This is a genomic window from Nostoc parmelioides FACHB-3921 (genome assembly GCF_014696625.1).
In the GTDB taxonomy this organism is placed as follows: Bacteria; Cyanobacteriota; Cyanobacteriia; order Cyanobacteriales; family Nostocaceae; genus Trichormus; species Trichormus parmelioides.
The window spans coordinates 182,415-208,873 of the sequence record NZ_JACJQL010000004.1 but is presented as its reverse complement, the minus strand read 5'-3'; the positions used below and the strand labels follow the sequence as shown (position 1 = coordinate 208,873).

General features: G+C 42.1%; 19 protein-coding genes. 11 read left to right on the top strand and 8 right to left on the bottom strand.

Translation table 11 applies throughout. The features are described from left to right. Nucleotides 1-219 precede the first annotated feature (219 nt). Entirely contained in the window at nt 220-3,588 is a 3,369-nt protein-coding gene (locus H6G14_RS05190) for a PAS domain S-box protein (protein WP_190566046.1), read from the bottom strand. Nucleotides 3,589-4,108: 520 nt separating this feature from the next. Continuing rightward, entirely contained in the window at nt 4,109-5,365 is a 1,257-nt protein-coding gene (locus H6G14_RS05185; RefSeq protein WP_190566045.1) for an ABC transporter substrate-binding protein, read from the bottom strand. Between the two features lie 124 nt (nt 5,366-5,489). Here H6G14_RS05185 and H6G14_RS05180 point away from each other — a divergent pair, with 124 nt between their 5' ends. Beyond that, nucleotides 5,490-5,897, top strand: coding sequence for a hypothetical protein (locus tag H6G14_RS05180; RefSeq protein ID WP_190566073.1), 408 nt, complete (start codon nt 5,490-5,492; stop codon nt 5,895-5,897). A gap of 131 nt (nt 5,898-6,028) precedes the next feature. Then, entirely contained in the window at nt 6,029-6,802 is a 774-nt protein-coding gene (locus H6G14_RS05175) for a hypothetical protein (RefSeq protein WP_190566044.1), read from the top strand. 32 nt (nt 6,803-6,834) lie between these two features. On the opposite strand, the gene H6G14_RS05170 is transcribed toward H6G14_RS05175, so the two are convergent. From H6G14_RS05170 to miaB, 3 genes are read right to left on the bottom strand one after another with little or no spacing between them, the layout of a single operon-like run. Next, nucleotides 6,835-7,176, bottom strand: a complete 342-nt coding sequence (locus tag H6G14_RS05170) for a DUF5615 family PIN-like protein (RefSeq protein WP_190566043.1) — start codon at nt 7,174-7,176, stop codon at nt 6,835-6,837. Continuing rightward, nucleotides 7,173-7,397 (bottom strand): DUF433 domain-containing protein, encoded by a 225-nt coding sequence (locus H6G14_RS05165; RefSeq protein WP_011319779.1) that lies wholly within the window; start codon nt 7,395-7,397, stop codon nt 7,173-7,175. The genes H6G14_RS05170 and H6G14_RS05165 overlap by 4 nt, the downstream gene beginning before the upstream one ends. Before the next feature lie 49 nt (nt 7,398-7,446). After that, entirely contained in the window at nt 7,447-8,811 is a 1,365-nt protein-coding gene (miaB, locus tag H6G14_RS05160) for a tRNA (N6-isopentenyl adenosine(37)-C2)-methylthiotransferase MiaB (protein ID WP_190566042.1), read from the bottom strand. Between the two features lie 200 nt (nt 8,812-9,011). Between miaB and H6G14_RS05155 the strand changes: the two genes are divergently transcribed. Beyond that, nucleotides 9,012-12,725: a HEAT repeat domain-containing protein gene (locus tag H6G14_RS05155; protein WP_190566041.1), complete on the top strand. Its 3,714-nt coding sequence runs from the start codon at nt 9,012-9,014 to the stop codon at nt 12,723-12,725. Nucleotides 12,726-12,769: 44 nt separating this feature from the next. On the opposite strand, the gene H6G14_RS05150 is transcribed toward H6G14_RS05155, so the two are convergent. The 3 genes from H6G14_RS05150 to H6G14_RS05140 all read right to left on the bottom strand — a co-directional run bounded on the left by H6G14_RS05150 (nt 12,770) and on the right by H6G14_RS05140 (nt 17,465). Then, the gene (locus H6G14_RS05150) at nt 12,770-13,900 is read right to left on the bottom strand and encodes a CO2 hydration protein (RefSeq protein WP_190566040.1); all 1,131 of its coding nucleotides are present in this window, start codon (nt 13,898-13,900) and stop codon (nt 12,770-12,772) included. 119 nt (nt 13,901-14,019) lie between these two features. Further along, nucleotides 14,020-15,522: an NADH-quinone oxidoreductase subunit M gene (locus tag H6G14_RS05145; RefSeq protein WP_190566039.1), complete on the bottom strand. Its 1,503-nt coding sequence runs from the start codon at nt 15,520-15,522 to the stop codon at nt 14,020-14,022. An 86-nt stretch (nt 15,523-15,608) separates the two neighbouring features. After that, nucleotides 15,609-17,465 carry an NAD(P)H-quinone oxidoreductase subunit F gene (locus H6G14_RS05140; RefSeq protein WP_190566038.1) on the bottom strand — a complete coding sequence of 619 codons (1,857 nt, stop codon included), beginning with the start codon at nt 17,463-17,465 and terminating at the stop codon, nt 15,609-15,611. A gap of 658 nt (nt 17,466-18,123) precedes the next feature. On the opposite strand from H6G14_RS05140, the gene H6G14_RS05135 reads away from it, so the two are divergent. From H6G14_RS05135 to H6G14_RS05100, 8 genes are all read left to right on the top strand, one after another. Then, the gene (locus tag H6G14_RS05135; protein ID WP_010995042.1) at nt 18,124-18,432 is read left to right on the top strand and encodes a carbon dioxide-concentrating mechanism protein CcmK; all 309 of its coding nucleotides are present in this window, start codon (nt 18,124-18,126) and stop codon (nt 18,430-18,432) included. Between the two features lie 181 nt (nt 18,433-18,613). After that, on the top strand, nt 18,614-18,958 hold the full coding sequence (locus H6G14_RS05130) for a carbon dioxide-concentrating mechanism protein CcmK (RefSeq protein WP_010995041.1): 345 nt from the start codon (nt 18,614-18,616) through the stop codon (nt 18,956-18,958). A 6-nt stretch (nt 18,959-18,964) separates the two neighbouring features. Further along, nucleotides 18,965-19,270 (top strand): beta-carboxysome shell vertex protein CcmL, encoded by a 306-nt coding sequence (locus H6G14_RS05125; protein WP_010995040.1) that lies wholly within the window; start codon nt 18,965-18,967, stop codon nt 19,268-19,270. 106 nt (nt 19,271-19,376) lie between these two features. Then, on the top strand, nt 19,377-21,044 hold the full coding sequence (locus H6G14_RS05120; protein WP_190566037.1) for a beta-carboxysome scaffolding protein CcmM: 1,668 nt from the start codon (nt 19,377-19,379) through the stop codon (nt 21,042-21,044). A gap of 150 nt (nt 21,045-21,194) precedes the next feature. Next, on the top strand, nt 21,195-21,941 hold the full coding sequence (locus tag H6G14_RS05115) for a beta-carboxysome scaffolding protein CcmN (protein ID WP_190566036.1): 747 nt from the start codon (nt 21,195-21,197) through the stop codon (nt 21,939-21,941). 33 nt (nt 21,942-21,974) lie between these two features. Beyond that, complete coding sequence (locus H6G14_RS05110; RefSeq protein ID WP_011321140.1) at nt 21,975-22,757, top strand: beta-carboxysome assembly protein CcmO; 783 nt, start codon at nt 21,975-21,977, stop codon at nt 22,755-22,757. 431 nt (nt 22,758-23,188) lie between these two features. Continuing rightward, entirely contained in the window at nt 23,189-24,139 is a 951-nt protein-coding gene (locus tag H6G14_RS05105; RefSeq protein ID WP_190566035.1) for a LysR family transcriptional regulator, read from the top strand. A 201-nt stretch (nt 24,140-24,340) separates the two neighbouring features. Further along, nucleotides 24,341-25,978, top strand: a complete 1,638-nt coding sequence (locus tag H6G14_RS05100) for a mucoidy inhibitor MuiA family protein (RefSeq protein WP_190566034.1) — start codon at nt 24,341-24,343, stop codon at nt 25,976-25,978. Nucleotides 25,979-26,459 lie beyond the last annotated feature (481 nt).

Here is a 26,459-nt window from a genome sequence, read left to right as displayed (position 1 = left end):
ATTCAAAATTCAAAAATAATTCTTCCCCCTACTCCCCCTACGGTGTACACACAAGTCTGATCAACCTTGCCCCATAACGTTTTGATCCCCCCTAACCCCCCTTAAAAAAGGGGGAACAAGAATCAAAGTCCCCCTTTTGAAGGGGGATTTAGGGGGATCGAACGACATTTTGCACCCAGCAAAAAGATGTGTGTACACCGTAGCCTACTCCCCCTAACCTCAACCTCTAAGTACGTGATGTAAGCTATTTAATAATTCCTTGGCTGTAAAAGGTTTGGGTAAAACTTGCTGCACACCTATCATAACTGCTTGTGCCACTGTTTCCGTGCAATTGATCCCACTACTAGCAATAATTCGTACCTTTGAGTTCATTTTTTTCAAGGTGCGAATGGCTGTGATACCGTCCATTTCTGGCATCATCATATCCATGAGAACAGCGCTAATACGATGTTTGTGTTGGGCATAAAGAGCGATCGCCTCAATACCATTACAGGCAGTCAGAATTCTATAGTTAAACTTTTCGAGAATCATCTTGGCAATTTCGCAAATTGGTGCTTCATCATCGACAACCAAAATTAATTCTCCATTGCCTGATGGTGTTTCTATCTCTTCTATCGTTAAATCTGGTGTTGCTGGGATTGCTGGCAAGAACACTTTAAATTGGCTACCTTGACCAACTTTGCTGGAAACTTTGACAAAACCCCCATGACTTTTAATAATTCCCAGCACGGTTGACAGTCCCAAACCGGTACCTACTCCTACATCTTTTGTCGTAAAGAATGGCTCAAAAATTCTATTTAAGATTTCTGGAGACATTCCTGCGCCAGTATCAGTCACTGTCAGCCGAATGTAGTTACCAACCTGTGCCTCTAAAATCATGCTGGCATAGGTTTCATCAATCAAAATGTTTTCTGCTGTAACCTGGATATTCCCACCATTAGGCATGGCATCACGAGCATTGACGACAAGATTCATCAACACTTGGTGTAATTGAGTGACATCCCCACAGACTGCCCACAGTTCTTCGGGAAAGCTACTGGTAAATTCAATTGACTTGGGAAAGGTCTGTTTACCAATCAGAATAATATCGGTAATTAAGTGTTTGAGTTGGACTATTGTCCGTTCTCCTTTAAAACCGCGTGCAAAGGATAACACCTGCTTGACTAAACCTGCTCCCCGTCTGGCGTTGCTTTCCACAATCTCTAACAAGTGTTGAAAAGATGTACTGCCTACTGTTGATGTTCGTCCTTGCTCGTCGGGAAATCTGACTTTCAGGAGTTGGGACGCTGCCAAAATGGGTGTCAATATATTATTTAAGTCGTGAGCAATACCACCTGCAAGGGTACCCAGACTTTCTAATCTTTGAGCGCGGAAGAACTGTTCTTCTAGTTGTTTTTTTTGGGTGATATCGCTATCAACAACTAAAATTGATTTGGGTTGTCCAGTTGCATCACGCATTAGTGTCCAACGGCTTTCCACAATAACTTCCTTGCCAGATTTAGTCAGTTTTTGTAACTCACCCTGCCACAATCCCAACTCCATAACAACATTGAGAGCTGCTTCATGCAGGTGCAATGAAGTTTCAGAATATAGTAATTCTTGGGCATTACGGCCGATAGCTTCCTGTTGTGACCAACCATACAAGCGTTCTGCACCTGGATTCCAAAATAAAATATTGTCGTGTAAGTCTTTGACAAAAATGGCATCGGTGGCTATATCTAGTAAAGCTGCTTGCTCACGGATTTTCTGCTCTGCTTGTTGGCGTAAGCGTAGTGCAGCTTGCTGTTCACTAATATCGGCAAAGGATGTAACTACGGCATAAGGAACTGTTTCATGTTCCCGACACAAAGGTTGAGAATTAATCGAAATCCAGCTTATTTGTCCATCCGGCTTGTGAACTCCCATGACCACATTAGAGCAGGGTTTACCTGTACGTAGCGTCTCCATTGCTGGATGCTGTTCATAAGGAAAGGGGGAGCCGTCTTCATGAATCGTCAGCCAACGCGCATCAACACAGGTACGTTGTAATATTTGCTCTCTACTTAACCCTAAAATTCTCTCGGCACTTGCATTACAAGCAATAATTTGACCATCAGTATGTAGCAAAACGATACCCTCACTCATAGCTGTCACCACTGAGCGATAAAGTTCCTCTCTTTCCCGTAAGGATGCCTCTGCTTGTTTGCGTTCGCTAATATCTCTAGTAGTGCCAATCATTCTGATTGGTTTACCAGCTTTGTCATAGTAGACTTGACCTCTACTATTGAGCCAGTGAATACTGCCATCCTTCCAGACAGTACGATATTCGATGGTAAATGGCATTCCTTGCTCAATACTGTTCTTGACAGACTGAGAGAAATTCTCTCGGTCTTGAGGATGGACTAATTGCAGGAAGTCTTCAGGACTAGGACATAAAGTTGTACTTGGCAGACCATACAGTGATCCCATATTGGCAGACCAGATGGTTTCATTGGTCAAAAGGTACCAATCCCAGATCCCCATGTTGGCGGCTTCCAAGGCTAAATTTAATCTTGCCTCACTCTGTCGTAGTGATTCTTCCGCCTGTCTGCGTTCGGTGATATCTCTGCCTACCCCTTGAAACTCAACAACCTCCCCAATTGTATTTTCAATGCCGATAATATTCCACTGAAACCAACGTATACCACCAGGTGTTAATACAGGCTGCTCGCTAATACTGATTTGATAAGGTGGTGATTTGAGGGCTTGGAAATATTCTTTTGCTTGAGGGATTTCATCTTCAGGGAACATCCACTCAAATATTAGCTGACCAATTAACTCATCCATTGGCTTGCCAAAAATTTTGCAAGCTACTGAATTAACAAATGTCAGTCTCCCTAAATTATCAACACGCAAAATTACCTCATTTTGCAACTCAACTAACTGGCGATATAGTTGCTCACTTTGCTGTAATGCTTGTTTTGACTGTTGAACTTCAACAATATCTCGTTGCCAAACCTTCCTAAATCCCAGAAATTCGTCGTGATGCTCCAGCTCTTGGAAAGGATTACGAGATGGGTAGCGTAAAAATTCTATCTGTTGTGGTTTGCGTAAGGATTGCAGACAGCAAAAAGTTTCTAACTGATTCAATCCTTGCAACAGGCTAGCTGCACTCACAATCCCTATCAATTGCTCTCTATCGTTCAAAATTGGTAGATGACGAATTTGATGCTGATGTAATAAGGACAAAGCTGTAAAAATATCTAGGAAGTCTGACATTTTCATAGTGATCAATGGTTGTGTCATCACTTCAGATATTTTTAAATCTGATAAATCAAATTTTGATGCAGCCAACCTGACTAAATCCCGCTCTGTGAAGATTCCTAAGAGATTTCCCGCCTCAACTACTAGAACATAGCTAGTTTGTTTGTAATTCTTATTGCTATAAATTTCCGGTGAGTTTAAGCTGATTGATGGTGAACTATTACCTTGTTGATTCATCAATCTAATAGCATCAATAACATAACTATCAGGATCAATCGTCAAAGGATGACGATCAATCAAATGATATAAATTATGTAAATCAATCGGCATCTCGTTGAATGGCATAGTTAATTCGTCAATCTTCATTATCTTATTGACCGCAGAACGAGTTAGCTAAACTGATAGTGAGTAAAATTTCAATATGAGGTTTTAATGTGATTTGCTTGGGCTATATTGCAAGATCTCAGAATAAATTGCAATATACCAAGACTAGACAAACAAGATATTTTATGCGTTCAATGATTGGGTCGGATGAGATGTTGATGTAATTTCGTTGGTCTTCAAAATTATTCTATTGGCAAATCAGTAGTAGGTGATCTCCGACTTTAAAAAGATTATCGTAATTGATGGCTGTGGTATGCCAATTAGGCTGAAAAAATGGTAATTCATTTTTCCAATGGTAATGGTAGTATTTGTTTATGTGTTGATTAATTCTCTAGATTTAAATAGATTCAATGCTGTTAAATACCCCAGTATCAACACTTATCGAGTTTTCATTACTAAAATCACATAGTTATATTTTGTGGCGATCGCTACTAAATCTTCAATACAAGCCTTGCGCTGCAACTTTTTTACATAGCAATTTAGTTCTTTCCTATGCCCAGCTTCACTCCATTGCTTGGATCTGTTTATTTGCTTGATTTTGCGCCCTTAGCATCGCCTGTTTTAATGGTTGTTGTCCTAGTAAGGCGCTGACAAATTGATTATCAAAATTGTTCACAATTGGCGCTGGATATTTACCAACCTGCCAGGGTGTAGCATCATCAATACCGGCAACTAAAGGCGATCGCAATGGATCTTGCTCATATCCTAATTTTTGGGATACTGATTTGCGTGTAGGTAAAGCAAAGCCTGTACTTGTCCATTTCTGCATTCCGGCTTTACCTGTGAGATAGGAAATTAATTCCCACGCTGCGGCTTTATGCTGTGATTGCTTACTCATGACATAAGCAACGGTATATACCATCGTGCCTTTTTTGCGATTAATTGTTGGTAATTGTGCAGTTGCAAATTCCAATTGGGGAAAGGTTTCTTGTAAATATGGAATCGCCCAATTACCTTCAATCACCATTGCCACTTTCTCCTGACCAAACATTTCGCTACCTGAGTTTGTCCCTACGTCAGATTTTTGAGCAGATGATTGATCTTTCTGATACTGATCTATCACTAATTCCAATCCCCGTAAACCAGCTTCACTGGCAAAGGTAGCATGACCATTTTGATTAACAGCCTCCCCACCAAAAGCTTTAATTTTGTAAACCTGACGCGCTAATTCCGGTGCTTCCCCAAAGCCGTACTTGTTGAGTTTACCTGTTAATTGCTGGGAGTAGGTGCGTAATTCTGTCCACGTCGCTGGGGGACTGGTCAAACCGGCAGCAGCAAAGGCTTTTTTGTTATAAAACAGCGCCAAAGTAGAATAATCTTTAGGGAAACCGTAGATATGGTTTTGGTATTTAAAGTTATCTAGGAGATTGGCTTCAAAGTCGCTTAAGTCAAATGCGGGGGTGATGTAACTGTCTAATGGTTCCAGCACATTCTGGCTCATCAAAAAAGGAGCCTCCAGTGCATCCAGGTAGAAGACATCAGGTGCAGCTTCTCCAATCAAGCGGGTTTTGATCACGTCCATGTATTGGTCAGAAATCACCTCATATTTGACCTTTATTTGAGGATGCTGTGCTTCAAAGTCTTGTAAAACCTGCTTCAATAGTTTTTGCTCAACCGGAGAACCACCCCAGCCACTGAGTTTAACAGTGACTGGGACAGATGCTGAAGACGAACTCTGTATTTGCCAACTATGGTAAGCAACAATGGCGATCGCGATCGCCATCACTAATCCCAAAAATTGCCACCAACTTTTTTTCATCGCCAGAGATAGAGGATAGGGAAGAAGCAGGGATATGGGAAAGATAACTACTGACTAATGACTATTGACTAAAAAACTACAGGTATCTACCGCTATACTATCGCTGAAGTCTATTACAAGTGACATGGTGCGGTTTTTTTTCACAGCAGTATTACTACTATTATTAGTGGGTTGTAATAATATTGGCTTATTGCCGACTAGCGAATTAGTGCAGAGAGCGGTCGCACTCCAGCTAGAACAAACCCAAGAAAAACTTAATCAACAGCTAGATTTAAATTTCCAAGGCTTTGAAATTAAACGCCTGAAGATTCGTCAGGAACAACCCCTGACAATTCAAAATCTACCCGCCTTCCGAGTCCTGGGAACCTATGACTTAACTTTCCAATTACCCAAGAGACAGTTAACCAAACTGCAACAACCCTTTGATGTTTACCTACAAATCCAGCAAGAAGGCAAAACTTGGCGATTGCTACTTCCAGATAAGACTGGTAAAGATACAGAACCAGTTTGGCGTAGCTATCTCATCCCATAAATCATATATGCAACTGGAAAAAGCATCACAGACTTTTCTGTATAAATCCTCCAGCATAGCCATGATGAAACTAATTCGTAATAGCCTATGGCAAGACTATTACAAGTTAGTTTTATGGGAGAAATGGCTATATGTATGTAAATTTTTTTATTAGTTCTATTGCCGGAATTGTCATTACAGTATTGCTAGCTTTTAGCGTATTGCAATGGTTTCATGTACCTGCGGGTAGCTTTCTGGATTGGGTAATTGGAGGGGCGAGTTTTTGGTGGTTGTTAGTCATTGTGACTGTACCGTGGAATATTCATTTTCAAGCTAAACAAGTTTTAGCTGAAGCAGCACAGTCCAGGGAAAAAGAAATTCCTGTGGATGAGCGACAAGTGCGATATGTCCAAGGGTTAGCCAAGCGATCGCTGTGGGTAGCTTTGGCTTTACACTTGTTCTCAGCTATTGGTCTTTATCTCCTCGCTGCCACAGGTATTAGTGCTGTAGGTTATATCAGTTCTGGCGCAGCTTTATTATTAACAATCCTCAGACCGGCAATTCGTGCTTATGAGTATATCTATGCACGACTAACCATGATTAGCCAAGAATGGAAATATCCCCACGAAGATATAGTAGAACTCCGTCATCGCTTTGTTGAATTAGAGGAGAAAGTTAAAGTTTTGGAAGACCAATTTAACCTAGAACAGCCCTATTCTTTAGCAGCCACACAACAACGCTTTGGGGAGGAAACCCGTAGAGACTTAGCGAAAATCGCCGCTAATTTAGAAGAATTGCGGGCTACAAATCAAACTGAACATGAGCGATTATCGAGAGAAGCCAGAAATGCGATCGCCCAGCTTTCTACCGATGGACAATTCCTCGATCATGTGCGAGAAATCATTCGCTTTTTTAAGACAGCTTGAGACTAACTGGCGATCGCTTTTATGCAGTTATATTAAACTCCGCTAATCTCTACCAATCTCTCGCCTGCTTGTAGAAGCCTCAATGCGTCCGGTAGTGTAACACTCAGAATCTCTTGCAAACGAGCATTTGATGTATTACCGCAGGTTAGCCAGATGATTTTTGGTGGCTCTCCTAATCGTTCTACTAAGTCAACAAAATCACTGTCTTTAGTCATGAAGATAACTCCTTGAGCTTTTGCTGCTTCAAAAATCTCCAGGTCTTCAGCATCCCTCAAGCCAATGTCACGCAATGCCAATGCTGTAATACCAAATGTGTTGTTAATCCAGGTAGCAATCACCGGCGACAAATGTGCATCAATCCAAATCGTTGTCATGCCGTCAGGATGGGATGATTTAATTTACGAGCAGCGTAGGCGAGTGATGCTTTCAAATCATCCATTTCTAAATCGGGCATTTCTGCTAAGATTTGCTCGGAGCTAAGTCCCGCAGCCAACAAATCAAGTACATCTGATACCCTAATTCTCATACCACGAATGCAGGGACGACCACCACACTGTTTAGGGTTGACCGTGATTCTTTGCAACAAGTTTGACATTTAGATTCAGACTCCACAAATAATTACTTCCAGTGTGGTGTAAATTCATTTAAACTGGTATAGCTTGCCGCACTTCTATCGCTTCACCAGTCAAACTAAAAGCACGAACTTCGTTAATTTTCACCTTGACTAATTGCCCTTTGAGTTCATTAATATCTCCCTTGAAGAAGGTGAGACGATTACCGCGTGTGCGTCCCATGACTTGGGTTTGATCTTTGGGGTTTTGTTCTTCTACTAAAACTTCCTCGATGCGTCCCATGTAACGTTGCGATCGCTCGGCTGCTTTCACGTTCACTAAATGGTTTAATCTTTGTAGGCGATCGCTTTTGGTTTCTTCACTCAGTTGATTTTCCCATAAAGCTGCTGGTGTGCCGGGACGGGGTGAATAGGCGGCTGTGTTTAATTGGTCAAAGCCAATATCGTCCACCAATTTCAACGTATTCTCAAACTGTTCCTCTGTCTCCCCTGGGAAACCAACAATTGCATCGGCACTAATGGAAGCATCTGGCATATATCTACGAATTGTGTCGATAATCCGGCGATATTTCTCTTGAGTGTAACCCCGTGCCATTGCTTTTAATAGTTGGTTATCTCCAGATTGAAAAGGAATGTGGAAGTGTTCGCAAACTTTGGGTAACTCTGCACAAGCTTTAATTAGTCTCTCCGTAAAATAACGGGGATGGCTAGTAGCAAATCGGATTCTTTCTACTCCTGGCACATCATGGACGTAATACAGTAAGTCTGTAAAGGTGTGTAGGTGTCTTCCTTCTGGTGTCGCCCCCGGTAAATCTCTACCGTAAGCGTCAATATTTTGACCAAGCAGGGTGATTTCTTTGTAACCTAGCCGTCCTAATTCTTCCATTTCCGCACGAACGGCTTCCGGTGTACGGGACTGTTCCACGCCGCGCACGTTAGGAACTACACAATAGGTACAGCGTTCATTGCAGCCGTAAATCACATTTACCCAAGCTGTCACGGTGCTATCTCGCCGCGCCTGGGTGATATCTTCCATAATATGGACGGCTTCAGTGGCGACGACTTGATTACCAGCGAACACTGACTCCAGCAAATCTTTGAGACGGTTGGCGTGTTGTGGCCCCATGACTAAATCTAGTTCTGGCACTCGTCGCAGTAGTGCTTCCCCTTCTTGCTGGGCAACACAACCAGCTACAACTAAGGTTAAGTCTGGTTGTTCGTGTTTGCGCTTGGCTTGTCTACCGAGATAAGAATAAACTTTCTGTTCAGCATTATCCCGAATTGTACAGGTATTGTAGAGAATTAAATCTGCATTGTTGGGATCTTCGGAAAACTCAAAGCCCATGTCTTCTAAGATGCCAGCCATGCGCTCTGAGTCGGCTTTATTCATTTGGCAACCAAAGGTAGTAATGTGATAGCGGCGGTTAGAAGTGGTCATGGGCAATTATGCTTAATTAGCTGTATGTTAAATATGCTTTGTGTGCTTCTCTATTTACTCTAGTGACTGTCGAGCAACTTTAACAACCCCCAAGCTGTGAAAAATAGTTCCATATCACATTTCTTCAAATATGCTGAAATCTACAGCCATTCCCATAGTTGATGGCTATACTCGAAGTCTAACGCTAGGCAAACGCGGGTATGATATTAGATTGGTTAGCTGTTTGGGGCGTAACTCAAGCTGTCGGGTTTGCTTTTAAGTCTATTTTTGAGGACTTAGCAAAGGACGCAGCAAAGGACTGGGCTAAGGACTTATTAAAAGCGGTTCCCAATAATATTCTACAGAAACTGCAAAAGGAAGATATTGAAACTGCTGCGGGTAAAGCATTGAAGGAATTTTTGCAGTTAATGCAGCAGGAATTAGAAGATGCAGATTTAGAAGAAGCGGAACTGCAACAATACAATCCGCCATTAACTAAGTTTATTCATAATAAATCTCTCCAACATCTTCTTGGTCTTCCCTTTCAACCAGACTGTCAAGTTATAGATTATCAGAGTCTAGTAACCGCTTGGTATGCAGATAATTTACTACCTTTACCCGAAGCATTTGATTGGGAAAGACTAGCGAAACGTTATCTCAAGAAAGTAAAAGCAATTATTCGAGAATCAGATAAGTTACGCCCAATTTTCGATTCTCAACATTTAGAAGAAGTGAGAGATAGCCTACAGCAAATGTCTAGCATCCCTACGGAGTTTGACTTGCTTGGTTATCAAGAAGGTCTGCGGGAACGATATGGTAACTTGAAATTAGATAGTCTCGATACCACTGGCTACGCTTACAATGAGTTGAAGCTATGGCGAATGTTTATTGCTCAAAATGTGCGGGAAGTCCATCAGGTTTTACCTCAAGTTCACGAACTACCCAAAGAACATTTAAAACGATTGCGAGAAAGCAACCAAGTAGAGGATATTTCCCTAGATGAACTAGCTTATTATAAACAAGTCTATATTGAACAACCAACATTTTCCATATTAGATGTTATTAATAACAAACAAAATTATCAATATATAGTGATTTTAGGCGACCCAGGTTCAGGAAAATCCACATTATTACAATTTCTCGCCTTAAATTGGGCAGAAACACCTTTAGGAAATGCCGTTTATCAGCCACTGCCTTTATTAATTGAGCTACGTACTTATATGCGGAGACGGGAAAATAATGAATGCAGTAATTTTATGGATTTCTTTCATAAAAGTAGCGGGATAGTACATCACTTAAATCAACATAAACTACATGAACAACTAAAGACTGGTAATGCTTTAGTGATGTTTGATGGCTTAGATGAAGTCTTTGAACCGGGAAAACGAGAAGATATTATTACTGATATTCATCGATTCACTAATCAGTATCCTGATGTGCGCGTGATTGTCACTTCTCGCCTGATTGGGTACAAGCCCCAAAGGTTGCGAGATGCAGAGTTTCGCCACTTTATGTTACAAGATTTAGAACCAGAACAAATTCAAGATTTTATCCATCGTTGGCATGAATTAACTTTCTGTGATGAGGGGGATAGAAGGCGGAAAAAAGAGCGCCTGCATAGGGCAATTGATACATCCCATGCGATCGCCGAACTGGCAGGTAATCCCTTATTATTAACGATGATGGCCATTCTCAACCGTAATCAAGAACTGCCCAGAGATAGAGCCACCCTGTACGAACAAGCATCACGGGTACTACTGCATCAATGGGATGTGGAACGCGCCTTAGTGGAAGATTACCGCCTAGACCCAAAAACTATTGACTATAAAGATAAGCAGGCGATGTTACGTCAAGTCGCCTACCGTATGCAAACCAGCGAGAAAGGTTTGGCTGGAAATTTGATTAGTACGGGCGATTTAGAAAAGATTTTAATCCGCTATTTAAAAAATATTGAATTTGAACAACCCATCATAGTTGCCAGAGTCATGATTAATCAATTACGGACTCGCAACTTTATGTTGTCTTATTTGGGTGCAGATTATTATGCTTTTGTCCACCGGACTTTTTTAGAATACTTCTGTGCTTGGGAATTTGTCTGGCAATTTAAAGAAACACAAACGCTTTCCATTAAAGACCTGAATCATGAGGTATTTGGCAAACACTGGCAAGACGAAACATGGCATGAGGTATTACGCCTAATTACAGGCATGATTGAGCCAAGGTTTGTCTGTGAGATTCTCGATTATTTAATGGCTCAAAATGGTGAAAAGGAAAAGTTTATCAATCTTTTTCTTGCTGCTAAATGTCTAGCAGAGGTGCGAAATCGTTTATTAGTAGCATCCACAGCCACCAAATTGCTACACCAAATCAAAACATTAACTAAATATGACCTGGGCTACTATTATCAACCTTATTTGGATGAGGAAGAAACCCAGCTAGTCCAAGAAATTCGTACCAAAGCAGTGACATCTGTCGCCACAGCTTGGAAAGATGACCCAGAAACGCTGACTTGGTTAAAACAACTAGCCACGGCTGATGAACGGGAATATGTGCGGAGTGTGGCCTTGCAAGAACTCGCACGGAGTTTCAAAGATGACCCTGATACCCTACCTTGGTTGAAAAAATGTGCGACTACCGATAGTGATGGAACTGTACGCCAAGCTGCCGTGCAAGAATTAGCAAAGGTTTTCAAAGATGACCCTGATACTTTGCCCATTGTCAAACAACGCGGAACTATTGATGAAAATGAATATGTCCGGCAAATAGCAGTGCAAGAATTAGCTAGGGTTTTTAAAGATAACCCAAATACTTTACCTTGGCTGAAACAACGCACCATAGAGGATAATTCGGGAGCTGTCAGACAAGTAGCAGTGCAAGAATTAGCTAGGGGTTTTAAAGATAGTCCCGATATTTTACCTTGGCTGAAACAATGCACCACGGCTCATGATTGGACTGTGCGTCAAGCTGCATTGCAAGAATTAGCCAAAGTTTTTAAAGATGATGCCGATACTTTATCTATTCTCAAACAGAGTGCGGCTCATGATGAAAATGAGTATGTGCGCCAAGCCGCAGTGCAGGAATTAGCCAGGGGTTTCAAAGATGACCCCGATACTATGTCTATTCTTAAACAGAGTGCGATCGCTGACAAGTCTTTTGATGTCCGCCAGGTTGCAGTGCAGGAATTAGCCAGGGGTTTTAAAGATGACTCGCAAACTCTCTCCTGGTTAAAACAATGTGCCACTATTGATGGTGATAAGTATGTCCGCCGGGCGGCTGTGCAAGAATTGGCTAGAGGCTTTAAAGATGACCCCGATACTCTACATATCCTCAAACTGCGAGCTATTGTTGATACACACGCAGATGTGCGCCGGGCATCTGTGCAAGAATTAGCCAGGGGTTTTAAAGATGACCCTGATACCCTCCCTATCCTCAAACAACGCGCCACAACTGATGATAATGAATCTGTCCGCCGGGCGGCGGTGCAAGAATTAGCCAGAGGTTTTAAAGATGACTCAGATACCCTACCAATACTAAAAAAACGTGCCACCTCAGATAAATATGCCAACGTCCGCCAAGCCGCATTACAAGAGTTAGCTAGGGGTTTTCAGGATGACCCTGATACTTTACCAATTTTGAAAAAACGGGCGATGACAGACCAACATTTAGATGTGCGACATACAGCATTGCAAGAATTAACTCGCAGTTTTAAAGACGACCCTAGTATATTTGAGGTGTTTTATAACTGTGCCGTCAATGACCCCTTTACCCGTGAGTACAACTTTCAACTTAATCCCCGACAATTAGCCCTAGAAACGATTATTGAACAATATCCCCACCATCCCCAGACTCTACAATTATTGCGCGATCGCGCCACAAATGACCCAGACGAGCAAGTGAGAGAATTTGCAAGTAAGAAATTGCAACAGGGTTTGTGATTGGGGATTGGGGATGGGAAAAGAAAATTATTACCAATTACCAATTATTTATTAACATCAACCAAGCGTGACGTGACAAATCTATCCATCCACTTTTCAAAATAGATTTGATTAGCTTCCTGTTCCGATGATTCTTTCGTATCCAAAGGAAAAGGCATCAGTCCCAAAATGGTGGCTGTGGTAACGCAAAACATTGACTTTTGAAAAGTAATACAAATCTGCACTAGCAAATCATCCTCACCCCTGAGACTTTGGCGATAAATTTTATGTAAATACTCTGGCAAATAATGACGCATATCCTGCATCAGCAAGGTAGGCGGAATACCTGCGCCACCAATAGGTAACGGGTCAGCGTATAATGCACCATATTGAAATCGAGATTGGTCGGGAGGAATTTGATAAGCTTGAGCATTATAGGAAACTGTTCCTAAAAAGGGAGTTCCTCTAAAAAATACGGCTTCTACATAAGGTATTGCTGTATCTGCCAAGAAAGTCAAACCTAAACTTTCAGGAATAATTTCATAGACTTTATTTTGTATTTTCACCGCGTAGGTGATTGGCTTCATAGCATCTGCAACCAACCCAGCTTTTATATGCTCTACAACTTCGGGAATGGTCTGGATTTTACCTTTGTCATAAAGGTCTGATAATTCTAGGAAAATATCAGCCATGACTCGCCAAAACTGACCCAAACCACTATAGTAAGCAGATACTCTTAAGTTTTCCGTTAAAAAATCTGGAAACAGTTGATTGATTCCTTTAACCAAAGGATTTTTCGCAAATTTTGCTTGAATAACGGCTTCTGCTCGGCGTTGAAATTCCGCAGTATCTAAATATGCGTCTAAGCCACCGCCACCGTGCCACATCATGGCTTTCATACAATACTCGGCATATTCAAAATTGATTCTGTTATGCCACCAATGACGGAGTAATTTTCCCCAAGAAAACTCTCCATTAAAATATTTAAAAAATGGGAAAAATACTAAAAATTGATTTTCGGCAATATAAATTAAATTTTTAGAATAAGCATCTAAAACGACACCGTAGCTTTTGAGAATGCCCACCACTTCTAACACATTTTGGGGACTATCTACGAGTAACGCTTCTCCTTGTTGTAGGCGTTCGATATATTCAGCTAAAGGTTTATTAGCTGGTTTATTTTTAATATTTACCATGATAATTTCTCCGTCATAAATAAAAATATCTTTCTGTTTTTAGGCTTATATTATTCTTGGATGTTAGTAATAGGTAAAAGGTAAGTAAACTTCAATTACCAATTACCAATTACCCATTACTAACTTTTCCCCTTTGCTTTCTCTAAAGAAACTGTTGCCACCGTACTTTCAACACTAAACATAGCTGTAATGGTGGGTTCAGTCCAACGAGCTAACCAAGAAGGTTGAATGCCAAAAATCACAATTAGCACCGCTAAGATAAAAGCAGGAGCGCGATCGCTCCAATAAATCCGTGGTAAATTCATAACCTGGGCCGATAAGCGCCCAAAAAATGCTTTATTAACGAGAATTAAGAAATAAACCGCCGTTAATCCAGTACCAATCATCGACAACAGGGTTTGCACCGGAAAAACCGCAAAAGAACCCCTAAATATAATAAATTCGGAGATAAATCCCACCATCCCCGGAGTTCCGGCGCTAGCCATCACGCCGACAATCATCAAAGTACCAATTACGGGCATACCTCGTTCTGGATTCAACAAACCTCTGATTACATCTAAATCGCGGCTACCTGCTTTTTTATACACAACCCCCACCAACAAAAACAGCAGTGCCGAAATTAAACCGTGGCTAATCATTTGCATGACAGCGCCCAAGGTGCTTAAAGGTGTCGCCGCCGCCGCCGCTAACAGCACATAGCCCATATGTCCTATTGAACTGTAGGCTACCATTTTTTTCATGTCTGTTTGCGCGATCGCACATGAAGAACCATACAACACACTCACCACTGCCCAAACTGCCAACCAAGGTGCTAAATACCCCCAGGCTGCTGGTAACAAATTCATCCCAAACCGCAACAAGCCATAAGTTCCCAACTTCAACAGCACACCAGCCAGCAACACGGAAATCGGTGTAGAGGCTTCAACGTGAGCATCTGGCAACCAAGTGTGAAAAGGAACCAAGGGCATTTTGATGCCAAAACCAACTAAAATTCCCCCCAGAAGTAGCAGTTGAGTTGCTAAGGGGAGAGACTGAGCATTTAAGGTTGATAGTGCAAAACTACCAGACCCACTCAACCAAACCATGCCCAAGAAACTGGCTAAAATCAAAATTCCCGAAAAAGCGGTGTAGATCAAAAATTTCGTAGCTGCATAGCCCCGTTTGGCACCACCCCAAATCGCAATTAAGAGATACAGGGGAATAAGTTCCAGCTCGTAAAACAAGAAGAATAGTAGTAAATCTTGCGCCAGAAAGGCTCCCGCCACCCCAGTACTCAACACCAATATCAAGGAGTAATAAAACTTAGGACGCTGCAAGGATTCATCGCTGCTGTAGATGGCGATGGCAGTTAATAATCCATTCAACACCAGCAACGGCAAAGATAGACCATCCACACCAAGATTATAACTCAATCCTAAGGAATCTATCCAAGGTAAGAACTCACTAAACTGCTGGTTAACTTCTCCTGGTTGAAACTGGCTAGCTAGTATCACCGACCACAGAAAAGTCACACTGGCAAAAATCAATGCCACGTTACGGGAACTTCTCCCATTAATACCAGAGGGGAGGATACCAATTAGCAGCGCACCCAACAATGGGGCAAAGATTAAGACACTAAGCATAGATAATCATGAGGAGATGAGGGATGGGGGAGTGAGAAGATGCAGGGGTGAAAGAAGACTGATGACGGTTGACGGATGACTGTTGACTAAAAAGGCAATTTATCCAGTAAGCCCAATGACCAGCTAATGAAAAAGCCTAAAGCACCGACTACGGCGAGGATGGTCAACATATATCCTTGAGATTGACCAGAGATGCTATATTTCAAACCTTGTCCGCCGAAAATGGTAGCAAAGCCCACCAAGTTCACTAAACCATCAACTAAATAGCGATCGCTCCAAGCCGAAATCCTCGACAATAAAGCTACTGCACTCACAACTGTCAGGCGATAAATGCGGTCAATGTAAAAGTCATAACCCAATAAATCCTGTATGAATCTCCAAGCCAGGACTGTGGAACGAGACCAAGCTTTGTGTAAATGAATCGTTGACCCAATCACTACACCAGCCACCGTAGATGACACCAAAACTAAAACTACGTACCAGTCAATACTTTCCCAAGCCGGTAACAAGTACCACTGCTGTAACATCAGGGGTAATAATAAACTCAAGATTGTTAGTGTCACCATTGGGAAAGCCATTGTCCAGCCAACCTCTGGCGCACGGCGGGTTTTCTGCTGCGGTTTACCCCAAAATGCCAGTCTAAATACCCGCGTCAAGTTCAAAGCCGTCAAACCATTGACTAGAATCAAAACTCCAATTACCCAAGGGCTAACTCTTACCAAACCGTCAGCCCAAGACAACATCGCCCAAAAGCTACCTAGTGGTAACAGTGTCACCATCCCGGCGGAACCAACTACAAAAGCGGTAGTGGTGGCTGGCATCCGCGACCACAAACCACCCATTTCTGTCAAGTCTTGACTATGGGTGGTGAATATGATAGAACCCGAACTCATAAATAGTAATGCTTTGGCGATCGCATGAGTCAACAACAGCATCAAAGCTACACCACCCTGTTCTAAACCCACCGCCAGAAACACCAGCCCCATGTATGCACTGGTGGAATGAGACAACGCCCGCTTAATATCAGTCTGGGCAATAGAAACCAAACTAGCTCCAATTGCTGTCACCCCACCGATTATAATCAGGGCATTCAAAGCCACGGGCGACAGAATTAAAATTGGTTGCAGTTTGTATAATAGATAAGCACCACCAGCAACCACCAGTGAGTTCCGCATCACAGACGCTGGGTTAGGCCCTTCCATCGCCTCATCTAACCACAAATGCAGGGGAAACTGAGCGCATTTACCAGCCGGGCCTGCAATCAACCCTAAACACAACAATGTTGCCGCTACAGGGTCTAAATTCGCAGTTTGTACCCACTCATACAAATCCGAAAAGTTTAAACTACCTGCTAAGGTGGAAAGTGTGACAACAGCCATCAACAGCAACAAGTCACCCACGCGCTTTGTCCAAAAAGCATCTCGTGCAGCAGTTACCACTAACGGTTGAGCGTACCAAAACCCTACAAGTAGGTAAGTGGAAAGCGTCAATATTTCCAATAGTCCATAGCTGAGAAATAAAGAGTCACTAATAGCTAAACCACTCAGTGCTGCCTCAAAAAAGCCAAGCAGACCGAAAAAACGCGCCAATGACCAGTCTTTCTCCATGTAACCCAAGGCATAAATTTGCGCTAACAGACTCAGCCCTGTAATTAATACGGTCGCTCCAATACTGACAGGTGAGAGTTCCAACGCAAAGGATAAGTTTAAATCCGCAGCTTGAAACCAAGTAATCACGAAATTTTCTTGTTCTCTGCTCCAAATATCCTTAAATACCCATAGGCTATGAGCAAAGCCCACAATGGTAGTCAACAAGTTAAAATACGCCGCAGGCCTAGGCCCAGTACGTCGAATTATTCCTATTCCCCAAGGTAATGTCAACAGTGCGCCTAGTAAGCTGTAAAAAGGCACACACCAACTTGTTGCAAATAGAAACTGATTCATTTATATTTCCCTTGAAGACTCAGCCTTAACTTTTCTAAAACTCTTAAAACAATCATTTACTAAAAAAAATAAAACTTGCCAAAAAATATGCTTTTTTTAACTTTCTTTTCACTAAACTTAAACGATTAATTTGTAATTATGCTCCCTTACTAAGGTTTAATTGACTATAGGTTTCTTTGTGAAAAAATGTTCGCTTTTATTAAATCCTTTTTTCTGCTCCCAAGGCACTGTTTCTGTCTTCAGCAAATTAATTTATCTAACTTATTAATAAAACTTATATATTTTTTAGGCAATATTGAACCGCGCTAAAAAATAGAGGAAAGACAGAAACAGTAGAACATACAGCTTCTGAACACTCCTCACCAGATAGAGTTAGCCTTGGTTATCAATGTCTTTTTATGAATGACATAAAAAAATTATAAAGCATAAGCGGTTGCTCCAGTAATCAATGAACTTTCATTGCTAACAACCCTGCCATAAACTTTTATTAAGTTTTTTTAAACTTTTTTATCATAAACTATTATACTAATTTATATTGCCAGAAACGCCAAGCTTTTCTATGCTTATTTTGGAAGTGTTTTGATAGCTCAAGATGAGCTTCCCCGTCCAAAATTTCAAATCACAGTACTGATTGGATTAATTTTTTAGGAGTTCTGCGATGCCAATTGCAGTTGGAATGATTGAGACTAAAGGCTTTCCCGCAGTAGTAGAAGCTGCTGACGCGATGGTGAAAGCTGCCCGCGTAACTTTGGTAGGATATGAAAAAATTGGTAGTGCTAGAGTCACCGTGATTGTGCGGGGGGATGTCTCTGAGGTACAAGCCTCCGTAGCTGCTGGCATTGAAGCCGCAAGAAGAGTAAATGGTGGTGAAGTAGTATCTACCCACATCATTGCTCGCCCCCACGAAAACCTGGAATATGTCTTGCCAATTCGTTATACAGAAGCCGTAGAACAGTTCCGCACCTAACACCGCAATAAGAGAAGATAAAAAGCTGAGTTAGTAGGCAAGCTTTTTATCAATCTTGAATGGTAGTTTTCTTTACACTGCGCTGTATCATAAGCCGAGTAAAAAAACACATTGATGGGGTTGCCGTCTTGAGCATGACTGGAATCCAAGGCTAGAAACTTTATTTGGGAATCAAAAAGAAATGTCTATTGCAGTGGGAATGGTAGAAACGCTAGGCTTTCCAGCAGTGGTAGAAGCAGCAGACGCGATGGTGAAAGCTGCTCGCGTCACCCTAGTAGGCTACGAGAAAATTGGTAGTGGTCGGGTAACAGTAATCGTTAGAGGCGACGTATCTGAAGTACAAGCATCTGTAGCCGCAGGTGTTGAATCAGTTAAGCGCGTCAACGGTGGACAAGTATTGTCTACACACATCATTGCTCGTCCTCACGAAAACTTAGAATACGTCCTGCCAATTCGTTATACCGAAGATGTAGAGCAGTTTCGGGAAAATGTAAACGCAATTCGTCCTTTCGGCAGAAGACCATAACTAGTAATGCAAATTGCTAAAGTTCGTGGCACAGTAGTTAGCACCCAAAAAGATCCAAGTCTTAGGGGTGTAAAACTACTGTTGTTGCAATTAGTAGATGAAGAAGGAAACCTCCTGCAAAAATACGAGGTAGCCGCAGATAATAGCGTAGGTGCAGGATTTGACGAATGGGTATTGATTAGCCGTGGTAGTGCGGCGCGTCAATTACTTGGTAATGAGCAACGTCCTGTGGATGCGGCAGTAGTGGCGATAATTGATACTATTCACGTTGAAGATCGTCTGATTTACAGCAAAAAAGACCAATATAGATAGTCATAAGTCATTAGTCGTTAGTCATGGGTCAGTGGCAAAACAACTGAAGATTAGACAACCGACAACTGACAACTGACAAGCAACAAAATTCAGGAGGAATCTCGCAATGGCAGTCCGCAGCACGGCGGCACCCCCAACCCCGTGGTCGAGGAGTTTAGCTGAAGCCCAAATCCATGAAAGCGCCTTTGTACATCCGTTTTCTAATATTATTGGGGATGTTCATATTGGTGCAAATGTCATCATTGCTCCAGGGACTTCAATTAGAGCCGATGAAGGTACACCCTTTCATATTGGTGAAAATACCAATATTCAAGATGGTGTAGTAATTCATGGTTTAGAGCAAGGTAGAGTCGTTGGTGATGACAACCAAGAATACTCCGTTTGGGTGGGTAGCAGCGCTTCCTTGACACATATGGCGCTGATTCATGGCCCTGCTTACGTTGGGGATAACTCGTTTATTGGTTTTCGCTCTACGGTATTTAATGCCAAGGTAGGAGCAGGTTGTATCGTCATGATGCACGCTTTAATTAAGGACGTAGAAGTTCCCCCTGGTAAGTATGTTCCCTCAGGAGCGATCATCACTAATCAAAAGCAGGCCGATCGCTTGCCAGATGTGCAACCCCAAGACAGGGATTTTGCTCATCACGTAATTGGGATTAATCAAGCATTGCGGGCTGGATATCTTTGTGCTGCGGATAGCAAGTGTATTGCCCCCCTTCGCAATGATCAAGTTAAATCTTATACAAGTAATACAGTTATTGGGTTAGAAAGGAGTAGTGAAGTGGCAAGCAACAGCTTGGGTGCAGAAACCGTAGAGCAGGTACGCTATCTATTAGAGCAAGGCTATAAAATTGGTTCAGAACACGTAGATCAAAGAAGATTTCGTACAGGTTCTTGGACTAGTTGCCAGCCAATTGAAGCTAGATCCGTAGGTGATGCTCTAGCAGCTTTAGAAGCTTGTTTAGCTGACCATAGTGGCGAGTATGTGCGTTTGTTTGGCATTGACCCCAAAGGTAAACGACGAGTTTTAGAAACAATTATCCAACGTCCCGATGGTGTGGTTGCAGGTTCTACCAGCTTCAAAGCGCCTGCTAGTAACACCAATGGCAATGGTAGCTACCACAGCAACGGCAATGGCAACGGTTATAGTAACGGTGCAGCCAGTGGCAAAGTCAGCGCTGAAACCGTAGACCAAATTCGCCAGTTATTGGCTGGTGGTTACAAAATTGGCACAGAACACGTAGATGAGCGCCGCTTCCGTACAGGTTCTTGGAATAGCTGTAAGCCAATTGAAGCAACCTCCCCAGGTGAAGTAGTGGCGGCCTTAGAAGAATGTATTGACAGTCATCAAGGTGAGTACATCCGCCTAATCGGCATTGACCCGAAAGCCAAACGGCGTGTACTGGAAAGTATTATCCAACGTCCCAACGGTCAAGTAGCTCCATCAAGTAGCCCCAGAACCGTCGTGAGCGCCTCATCTGCCTCATCCGGAACAGCTACCGCAACAGCTACCCGCTTAAGTACAGAAGTAGTAGATCAGGTGCGGCAAATACTGGCAGGTGGGTATAAACTTAGTATTGAACACGTAGATCAAAGAAGATTCCGTACTGGTTCTTGGACTAGCACTGGAGCAATTTCCGCTACTTCCGAAAGAGAAGCGATCGCAGTCATAGAAGCCTCCTTATCCGAATTTGCTGGAGAGTATGTGCGCTTGATTGGTATCGACCCCAAAGCCAAGCGGCGAGTGTTGGAAACAATCATTCAGCGTCCATAGTAGAAGGGACAAAGGAACAAGGGATAAGAGACTAGGGAAAAAGGGAGTATGGGAAGCATGGAAAAATTTCTACCCCTTTCCTAGTTCCTAGCCACTAGTCCCCAGTCCCCAGTCCCCAAGTGATATTCGGCTTCCGAGGTTAAAATTTCCATGTCTGTGCCGCCACTACGCCTCCACAACAACTTTGATTCCTACATTAGTGGCGAGGTGATAATTCATCCGAGTGCAGTAATTGCACCAGGGGTGATACTCCAAGCGGCTGCAAACAGCAAAATCATCATCGGGGCAGGAGTTTGTATTGGCATGGGGTCTATTCTCCAAGTGGATGAGGGAACCATAGAAGTAGAAGCAGGAGCAAGCTTAGGAGCAGGTTTTTTGATGGTTGGTCAAGGCAAAATTGGCCTTAATGCCTGCATCGGTGCAGCCACAACATTATTTAACTCTTCTATTCCTTCAGCCTTAGTAGTGCCACCGGGTTCGATTTTAGGTGATACCACTCGGCAACTTGCCGCCACCACATCACCAGCAACATCTACGGATCAGGTTGGCGAGGCTACCCAAAAGCCTAAAGAAAATGAAAGTAAGGTAATTACCTCAACTACTCTTTCAGCGTCGGCTTTTGTGGAATTCAAACAGCATTCGGTTTCTGTAACGGAACCCCCACCATCACCAGAGAATCAGTCTGCTACCGTAGAAGAAAATACTACTAATGGGACTGACCCCAATGTGACAGAACTTAGCCCAGAAGATTCAGCATCGGATCAATCTGCCACTGAATCCCCTAATAGCTTCGGGACTCAAATTTATGGGCAAGGGAGCATCCAAAGACTTTTGGTAACATTGTTTCCTCATAGACAAGCCCTAAATAACCCTGTCTCTGACGATAGTTCTGAGTAAGTGTTAAGTTGTGAGTATCTCGGAGAATTTACGATGTATAATCAGCGATCTACTAACACAAACCGGACATATCGTCGTCAAGACGACCTCAGGGACACAGCCTTGGGGTTAGTCTCTACTCTTAGTTTTCCGGCTATCGTCGGGACAGCTGACATGATGTTGAAATCAGCTGGGGTTCACCTAGTTGGTTATGAAAAAATTGGTAGTGGTCACTGTACGGCGATCGTCAGGGGTGGGATTGCTGATGTTCGTTTGGCTGTAGAATCCGGTGTGCAAACTGCTGAACAGTTTGGACAACTGGTTTCTAGCCTAGTGATTCCCCGACCTTTCCCTAATCTTGATGTCGTGTTGCCCATTACTAACCGCCTGAGCCAGTTAATGGAGGAAGGTACATACAGCCGCTTGAGTAACCAAGCCATTGGTTTAGTGGAAACACGGGGCTTTCCAGCAATGGTAGGTGCTTGTGATGCCATGCTCAAATCGGCTGATGTCCAATTGGCATCCTATGAAAAAATTGGTGCGGGTTTGTGTACAGCCATTATTCGTGGGTCTGTTGCTAACGTCGCAGTCGCCGTAGAAGCAGGGATGTTTGAGGCAGAACGAATTGGGGAACTGAACGCAGTGATGGTAATTCCTCGACCATTAGATGAATTGGAGCAAACCTTACCAATCGCCAGTTGTTGGATAGAGCATCAGCAACCGTTGAGATTGCCAGTGAACATTAGAGAGCAAGTTGCCGAAAGGGAAGTGTTACAGTTACCAGACTTAGCCGCTTTGCCTATGAAAATCACAGAAGAAGTATGGAACGATGAATGATGAATGATGAATTACTAACTAAAATAAAAGTGAATTTGGAAGTATCCTGATTCAACATTACTATATCTAGTATTCAACATTCATCTTGCAGCTGGAAGGCATCTTACGCTTTGCTTGTTTTTTTGATAATAACTTCTCTAGACCATAAGTGAAAGAAGTTTGTTCTAATAGCGAGAATAGATTTTTATCTATATAAAATAGTTTTCACAGCTACAAACAGTCAGAAATTCTTATAGTTTTGGAGGTTTACTCATACTTGTAACGAGAATGAATTTCTTTATCTATAAGCAATTTGATTTCCTTCTAATAGCAAAGATAGATTTTTATCTATAATAAACTCATGACTTTCGTATGGGTGAATTAATATCATGTGCAAGTATTCAGTGATACTAGTCTTATATCTATAAAATCGCTATTAGAGGAGAATCACCTTGAACCAAGCAACGCTACACCAGTTGAAGGTGTTCGAGGCGGCGGCACGGCACGGTAGCTTTACCCGTGCTGCTGAGGAGCTATTTCTCACCCAACCTACCGTCTCTATGCAAATCAAACAGCTGACAAAATCTGTAGGTTTACCACTATTTGAGCAGGTGGGAAAGCGCCTATATTTGACCGAGGCAGGACGAGAATTATTTGCAACCTGTCGGCAAATATTTGAGACTATAGCCCAGTTTGAAATGAAAGTAGCTGATTTAAAAGGGCTAAAACAAGGGCAATTAAGATTAGCAGTAATTACTACTGCTAAATATTTTATTCCCCGCTTATTGGGGCCTTTTTGCCAACTTTATCCAGGCATCGACATTTCATTACAAGTCACAAACCACGAACGCATCCTAGAGCGGATGATGAGTAACATGGATGACTTGTATATTATGAGTCAAGTCCCAGAGCATTTGGATGTAACTAGTCAACCATTTTTAGATAATCCTTTAGTAGTATTTGCCCCCGCAAATCATCCATTAGCACAGGAAAAAAATATTCCCATACAACGGTTGTCCAATGAACCTTTTATTATGCGGGAACCGGGTTCAGGAACACGACGTGCTGTACAACATCTGCTGGAAGAACAAGGTGTTTCCGTAAAAGTGAAGTTGGAATTAGGTAGTAATGAGGCAATCAAACAAGCGATCGCCGGTGGATTGGGAATTTCTGTTTTATCTCGACATACCCTATTGTCTGATGCAGCCGAATTTAGCATTCTGGACGTGCAGCACTTCCCCATTAAGCGGACTTGGTACATGGTTTACCCGTCTGGCAAACAGTTATCTATTGTGGCTCGTACCTACTACGAGTATTTGCTAGATGCAGCCAAAAAGTTTGTAGAGCAAACAGAGCAACTAAATTTCCCTGTTCCTGTGCCTGAGTATAGTGTAGTTGAGTGATGCTAGAAAGCTGGGGGAGAATCAGCAATATATTTTTACTCCTAACTCAGCACCGATTACACACTCCGCAGCTATGCCCACAGGGCTTTACCGCTCTCATGACTCTCAATACCCACAATTCATTTCAAATTACTTGACGGGTAGACCTGGAAAATTTCACAATTAACCAGCAGCGTCATTTAACATAGGGAAAAACTGGCAGTGGTTAACCCGGAAGAAACACCATCTTGGCGAACAACAGTACACAGTCAGATTGTAGCGGTGACAGTTTACAGTGACAAAGCCTTAGTTACACGAAAGGGTAAGGTTTCCTTATTAGGAACAGAACGGGAATTAGTAATTAATTCACTGCCAGTAACTCTAGAAACTGATTCTGTTCGGGTTAGTGGTGCAGGGACGGTAGGGGTGCGCTTGTTGGGAGTAAACTGCGATCGCATCTATACCACTGAGCCTGTAGCCGAACGAGCCGCCCATTTAAATCGGCAAATTCAGCAATTAGAAACGGAAAAACGTCATCTGCAAGCCCAGGTAGATGCTTTATCTTTACAAGCTAAGTTTATTGAAGGTTTACGGGAAAAGACAGAAGAACCTTTTGCCCAAAGTCTATCGCGGAAAAATCTCAGCCTCAGCGAAACCCTAGATTTTCTCAACTTTTTAGGCAGCCAGTACAGCGAATATGCGATCGCCTCTGGGGAATGTAAAAGCCAACAACAAGAATTAGACAAGCAAATACAAGCACTCCGCGCCTCTTTGCAGATGATCCAAACACCCCATCCCCAAGAAAGTGTGAGTTTGATTGCACTCATTGAAGCTATGGGAGAAGGTGAATTTGATTTGGAAGTGTCTTACATAGTGAATCATACCAGTTGGACTCCTTTATATGACTTAAGGTTAAATAGTACAAATAAGACCGTAAATTTGAGTTACCTTGCTGAAGTCAACCAAAATACAGGGGAAGATTGGTTAGATGTGGCGCTTACCCTATCTACCGCCAAACCAGGATTAGGTACACTACCCCCCAAACTCAAACCTTGGTATATTGACGCACCAACTCCTCAAGTATGGCGATCGCGACGACAATTAGCCGCCAGCCCTTCTTTGCCTACCATATCAACTACGATTGTTCCATCTGGGGCAGGAATTCCCGCAGAAGACGAAGCAGAAACAGCCGAGGATAGTTTGATTTCAGCAGAAAATATCACGGCGGAGGTCTCTAAAGAAGGAAGTATCGTCACATTTAAACTTCATGGTGGCGGTAATATTCCTAGTGATGGCACACCTCATAAAATCACAATTTTTCATGATGATTACCCCTGTAGTTTTAATTATGTAGCAATGCCACGATTGGTTAGCTTTGCGTATCTGGAAGCTAACGTGAAAAACAGTTCTGATGGCGTGACTTTATTGCCTGGTAAAGCCAATATTTTCCGTGATGAAATGTATGTTGGAATCACTCAATTAGAAAATGTTGCCCCAAGACAAGAATTTAAACTTAATTTAGGCATTGACGAAGGTTTAAAAATTGAACGGGACTTATTTGAACGCCAAGTAGATAAAAAACTCATTGGTAATCAACGCCGCACTACTTATGGTTATCGTTTAATAATTACTAACTTGCTCAATCAGGAAACTCAGTTGCAACTAACTGAACAATTACCCGTAAGCCGCAATGAGCAAATTAAAGTCCGTCTCAACCGCAGCAACCCTCCCAGCCAAATAGGTGAAATGGGGATTTTAGAATGGAAACTAACTATCCCACCCCAAGTAAAACAAGAAGTATCTTATCAGTTTACTGTTGAGCATCCACCAGAGTTAACAGTTGTTGGATTAAATATTTAATATTATTCGTATGCTAAATTAAAGGACTATTCATAATAAATACCCCATTAGTTATGATTTTTACGATGATAGCCAACTAGGCAGTAATCATAAAAACATAAATAAATATGGTTTTTTCTGTCCAAAATAAACTGAATTTAGCCCCTTTATGTCAATTATTGTTGTTAATTAAATAGGCTTTTTTCGAGAGTAAAAAATCTCCTTAATTTCATCTCAAATCAATACATAGAAATCTTTTGGGAAAACTTAACTATAAAATTTGTTTTTAAAAATAAAATTTGTTTTTTATTAGAAAATAGACAATATTAACTAACTCAATCTAAACAGAATATATGGCGAGATAGTATAGATAACCTATCTCGGCAGACACAGGTAATATTGTGTTAGAATTGTATCAAAATATGGCAACTATTCAAAAGAAATTTTGCATAACTTGGCGCTATATCAAGCGCGAAGGCTAAAATCTAAATTTTTTGGAGTT